We start from the raw sequence: 5,552 nt of genomic DNA, 5'->3' as shown, positions 1-5,552 counted from the left end.
GTGTCGTCCTGCCGACCATCAGTCGTTCCATCGCGTTTTGGATCAGCACCTCCGACTCCGAATCGAGGCTTGAGGTCGCCTCGTCGAGGATCAGGATCGGCGCATTCGCCAGGAAGGCGCGCGCGATCGCCACCCGCTGGCGTTCACCGCCTGAGAGTTTCATGCCACGTTCGCCGACGAGCGTACCATAACCCTTCGGTAGGCGCGCGATGAACTCACTCGCACTGGCGAGCCGCGCCGCCTCCTCGATCTCGGCTTGGCTGGCGCCGGGCCGGCCATAGGCGATGTTCTCGGCAAGCGACCGGTGGAACAGGATCGGCTCCTGCTGCACGATCGCGATCTGCGAGCGCAACGAAGCCTGCGTCACCTTCGAAATATCCTCCCCATCGATCAGGATCCGGCCGCTGCTCACATCGTAAAACCGTTGGGTGAGCTTCACGAAGGTGGTCTTGCCGGACCCGGAGGGACCCACTAGACCGACCCGCTCGCCGGCCTTAATCGACACCGAAAAGTTGTTATAGAGGGGCGGTCGATGGTTGCCGTATTGGAAATGAACGTTCTCGAAATCGATGCGGCCATTGGTGATCCGGATCGACTTGGCTCCGGGGTGATCGGCGATGCCGAAAGGTTGGCTTTGGATTTCGACCAGCTCCTCCATATCGTTCACCGAGCGCTGCACGTTGCGGACATACATACCCACATCGCGCAGATAGCCCTGCAGCACGAAAAAGGAGGTGAGTACGAAAGCGATATCGCCCGGGGTTGCACGGCCGCGGGACCACAGAAGCAGGGCATAGCCGATCACCGCCGCCCTCAGCGCCAGGAGCGTGATGCCTTGGGTCGTGCCGTTGATCGTCTCCCGCACCCACGTCCGGCGCGTCCGATGCCGCCACTTCGCGATGATCTTCGCGAGGCGATCATCTTCTCGCACCTCGGTGCCGAAACTTTTGACCACCGCGTTGCAGCTAATCGCATCCGCGAGCGAGCCGCCGAGCCTTGTGTCCCAGCTGTTGGCGAGGCTTGCCGCCGGGGCGACATAGCCGAGCGACAGCGCGATCGTCAGCGTTGCGTAGACGAGAGAGCCGCAGGCGATGATCAGGCCCATGGTTCCCCAGTACCAGCCGAGTAGAATGGTCGAACCGACGAGCATGATGAGCGAAGGGAATAACGCTACGAGGATCGTGTCATTTAAAAGAGCGAGTGCCCACATGCCGCGCGTGATCTTGCGCACCGTGGAGCCGGCGAAACTGTTAGCATGCCAGTCAGTCGAAAGGCGCTGGACGCGGTGGAACGCGTCGCTCGAGATGTCGGCCATCATCTTTGAGGTCAGATGGATGATGCCAATGAAGGCGACCTGACGCATGACGATAGCGCCAAGTGCGAGCGCAATCAGCATGGAGAAACCCGCAAGGGCAGCATCCCACGCGATGGCCTCGGAGGCAACTCCATGTGCGACCGCGTCCACGAGCCATCCGGAATAGAGCGGCGCCAAGACGTCAGCCAGCGTTGCGGCAAACACCGCGGCCATAATGAGCGCGAGCCGCGCCGGCTGCCGAGCCCAATGGCGGGTGGTGAAAGCAAACACGTCGCGAAAAGCGCCGCCGGGTAGATGGATATGAGAACGATTCATGGCTTTATACGAGCGCACCAAGATGCTTAGCCCAAGAAGGCTAAAATGAAAAATCCGCGTGAGGACGAAAACGCCGCGCGGAATTCGGATATCTGACGCCGATGTGACATGCTGCTTTCCTTCCTTCGTTCCATCGATCGTTATGTCAGCCACGATGTGAATATCGGTCGGCAGCCCCAGCCGCCTCGAAGAGAGGAAGCTTCAAAAGTCGTGCCAGCTGCGCAGAACGAGCACGTCAGACGACTTTTTGTCTTCTATTCAAGGAATTAGTAAGAAGCCAAGCCGAACACCACAGCGTCGTGAACTCGACAAACCCGACAACAGGTGTATTGAGCCGCAGCCTCGTGCTTCATCCGGCTTCATCCACGCCGGGATGCAGGCGAGCGAGCTGTCGGGTTGCACGATGACCACCAGCGCAACACGGCGGTATTCGAGCTGTCGTTTGATCAGCACGGTCTCGCCGCATCGGCGACCCTATCGGCGGACGAAGCCCTGGCCGAAAAGACCCAGCATGTACGAGCCCTTTGAGGCGCGGATCAAAGAATGGCTGAAGCAAGATCCCGCCCTCTCGGCTTTCGGGTCCGATTTCCGCAATCTCTATACAGCCGGCAAGCAGCAAGAACTGCAGGAGTTTTCTCTTCGAGTGACGGACGTGGAGTACGACGCCTACATAAGGATCGTTTAAATGACGGTTGCTGCGGTTGCTCAAGATGACCCCGGCCACGCCCTGTCCTGGTACGCAGCGACGGCGAACGACAAGCAGGTCCGACCATCGCTTCAGGGGTCTGTTTCCGCCGATGTGTGCATTGTTGGAGCCGGATTCACCGGCATTTCCGCAGCATTGCAGCTCTCTGAAAAGGGCTACAAGGTCGTGGTGCTCGAAGCCCAGCGAATCGGTTTCGGTGCCTCGGGCCGCAATGGTGGGCAGATCGTCAATGGATATAGCCGCGATCTCGAGACTATTGAACGCCGCTATGGCCCGGAAAAGGCCCGGTGGCTGGCGCTGATGTCGCGCGAGGGCGGCGACATCATTCGTCAGCGCGTTCAGACATACGGGATCGATTGCGATCTGCGTCATGGCGGATTGTTCGCGGCGTTCACCGCCAAGCAGGTCCGTGAGTTCGAAAGGATCAAAGCAGGTTGCGAGAGCTATGGCCTCAACGGCATGGAGATCGTCGCGCCCCAAGACATCGACCACTACGTGAAGAGCAAACGCTACGTCGGTGGAATGATCGACAGGATGGGCGGGCATATCCATCCCCTCAATCTGGTGCTTGGTGAGGCTGCCGCGGCCGAGCAGCTTGGAGCACGGATCGTTGAGAATTCCCGCGTGGTTCGATTGTCTCTGAGAGGCAAGCCGATCGCTGCGACTGAATGCGGTCAGGTTGAGGCACAATATCTCCTTGTTTGCGGAAATGCCTATCTGGCGATCTTGTGCCTTCGATCTCGGAGCGCATGATGCCGGTCTCCAGCCAGCTCATGGTGACAGAGCCACTCGATCCGGCGCTGATCCAGCAATTGCTGCCGTCGGACTACTGCGTCGAAGATGCGAACTTCGTGCTCGACTACTACCGGCGGACCAGCGATAACCGCCTACTTTATGGTGGCGGCATCGGCTATGGCGGCCAGGATCCGTTAAACCTCACGGGCATCATTCGCCCGAATATGATTAGAACGTTCCCTGAATTAGCCAATGTGCGAATTGATTGCGCTTGGAGCGGCAATTTCGCCCTGACGCTGACGCGCATCCCGCATGTCGGCCGCTTGGCGGAGAATGTCTATTTTTCGCACGGCGACTGCGGTCACGGGGTGACGACGACGCATCTGCTCGGCAAAATCCTTGCGAAGGCCGTGGCCGGGCATGCAGAACGGTTTGACGTGTGGGCATCACTACCGAGCCTGCCCTTTCCCGGCGGGCGTGCGTTTAGGGTTCCGCTGACCGTTCTCGGCGCGTGGTGGTACGGCCTGCGCGACCGCCTTGGGATCTGAGCAATGAGAATGGGAATCCTGCAGACCGGCCGGGGCCGGAGCAGCTCATCGGCTCATCGGGCAATTCGGCGACTATGACCAGCTGTTCTCGGCCCTACTTGACGGCGGCGACTTCGACTGCACGACCTATCGGCACGTGGTCGCGTCTTCCTGCCGACGTGAAGCGACGGACCGTGCTTCTCGTCGAGGACACCTTCACGGGTGCTTTCGATGGCGATGTCGTTCATGCAGCGCGCGACCTCCTGAGGGCGCTGGGCTACGAGGTTCATCAGATTACGGCGCGGCCCAACGGGAAACGCCTGCACGTTCTTGGAATGCTCGACCGCTTCACTCGGGTTGCGAGTTCGGCACGAGCCTACCACAGACGCTTGCTCGAAACGGGCCTACCTGTCGTCGGCATCGAGCCTGTCGCCGTCCTGATGCATGAGGTGGAGTACCGAATGGATTCAGCGACCGACTCCGACGGCGTCGACCGCCGGCCACGAGTGCGCTCTCTCGAGTCCTTCCTTTCGGCAGAGATTGAGGCGGGCAACATTGCTGCGCGAGAGCCGCGATCCGACGTCCCGTCCTATGACCTTTTTCTGCACTGCACGGAAAAGACGGCCAATCCACGCGCCTGCGCACAGTGGAAGCGTATCTTCTCGACGTTCGGCCTTCGCATCGAAACACCCACGACCGGATGTTGCGGAATGGCCGGCCTGTTCGGCCATGAACGGGAGAACGCTGCACTCTTGGAGCAACTCTTTGCGATGAGCTGGGCGGGGCGACTTGCCGACAAGGGCAAAAGTCGCGTTCTTGCCACCGGCTTCTCGTGCCGTTGCCAAACCAAGCGCTTCGTTGGCTTCAGGCCGCGCCACCCGGCCGAGGCTCTCGTCAAGCACCTGGCCGGGAGAGGACGCACCTGCTTCGCTTCCGCTCGATCCGCGAAGTTCTTGCGAGATCGGATCTCACATCGCGCACCTGTCGCCGCGGTGACGGCGACGGCCCATGCCTAACACCCGGAGGAAACACCATGACTTCGCACGCCACTCAGATCGCCAATTCGTCGCTCCCTGACGAGGTCGCCGCGATCCTCGGCCGCTGCGTCGACGCTACCGACCTTGCGGCTGGTGAGCTCGCCGTGAAATCCCCGATCTCAGGCGAAATGCTCGCCCGACTGAAGACCGTCGATGCCGCAACCGCCGACGAAGCCATTGAAAACGCCCATTCGGCCCTCCTCGAGTGGCGACTGGTGCCGGCACCGAAGCGCGGCGAACTGATCCGCCTTCTTGGCGAGGTGCTTCGCTTGGCCAAAGACGATCTTGGACGTCTCGTCTCGATCGAAGTAGGCAAGATTCCGTCGGAAGGCCTAGGCGAGGTCCAGGAGATGATCGACATCTGCGACTTTGCCGTCGGCCTGTCGCGTCAGTTGTACGGCCTGACGATCGCCACCGAGCGTGCTGAGCACCGGATGATGGAAACTTGGCATCCGCTCGGCGTCACCGGCATCATCTAAGCTTTCAACTTCCCGGTCGCGGTCTGGTCATGGAACGCGGCGCTTGCGCTGGTCTGCGGGAACTCCATCGTCTGGAAAACCCTCGGAGAAGACGCCGCTGACCGCGCTGGCGGCTCAGGCCCTGTTCAACCGTGCGGTCAAGCGCTTCCAGAAGGAAGGCGGGAGCGTCCCGGAGGGACTATCGAGCGTCCTGATGTGAACATCGGCCCGTCCGGCGCCGAGATCGGCGGGGCCTTCGGCGGCGAAAAGGAAACCGGCGGAGGCCGCGAATCCGGCTCGGACGCCTGGAAATCTTACATGCGTCGGGCCACTAATACCAAAGGTCATGATGATTGACCGACGTGAGCCCAATCGCGCATGCCAATTGAAGTGACAGTGTGCGGCTGGGCGAGGAGTTTTCGCCAGGCCTCGCAAGCGGCATCGATGATGGCGTCGTAG

At 60.8% G+C, this 5,552-nt stretch carries 3 protein-coding genes and 2 pseudogenes; 4 read left to right on the top strand and 1 reads right to left on the bottom strand.

The window, feature by feature from the left end; genetic code table 11:
• On the bottom strand, positions 1-1,630 hold a 1,630-nt coding region (locus tag EOA79_RS29110), incomplete at its 3' end, for an ABC transporter ATP-binding protein (RefSeq protein ID WP_164893990.1).
• Between the two features lie 511 nt (positions 1,631-2,141).
• On the opposite strand from EOA79_RS29110, the gene EOA79_RS33035 reads away from it, so the two are divergent.
• The 4 genes and pseudogenes from EOA79_RS33035 to EOA79_RS29085 form a co-directional block, all read left to right on the top strand.
• The gene (locus EOA79_RS33035; RefSeq protein WP_164893989.1) at positions 2,142-2,315 is read left to right on the top strand and encodes a hypothetical protein; all 174 of its coding nucleotides are present in this window, start codon (positions 2,142-2,144) and stop codon (positions 2,313-2,315) included.
• Positions 2,316-3,619, top strand: a pseudogene (locus tag EOA79_RS34315) (FAD-binding oxidoreductase). It begins immediately after the preceding gene.
• A 173-nt stretch (positions 3,620-3,792) separates the two neighbouring features.
• The gene (locus tag EOA79_RS29090; protein WP_128161138.1) at positions 3,793-4,614 is read left to right on the top strand and encodes a (Fe-S)-binding protein; all 822 of its coding nucleotides are present in this window, start codon (positions 3,793-3,795) and stop codon (positions 4,612-4,614) included.
• Between the two features lie 74 nt (positions 4,615-4,688).
• Positions 4,689-5,310 (top strand): annotated as a pseudogene (locus EOA79_RS29085) (aldehyde dehydrogenase family protein); the annotation flags it as partial.
• Between the last annotated feature and the right edge of the window lie 242 nt (positions 5,311-5,552).

This window comes from Mesorhizobium sp. M1A.F.Ca.IN.020.03.2.1, from assembly GCF_004023205.1.
Classification (GTDB): Bacteria; Pseudomonadota; Alphaproteobacteria; order Rhizobiales; family Rhizobiaceae; genus Mesorhizobium.
This window is presented reverse-complemented; position numbering and strand designations above follow the sequence as displayed.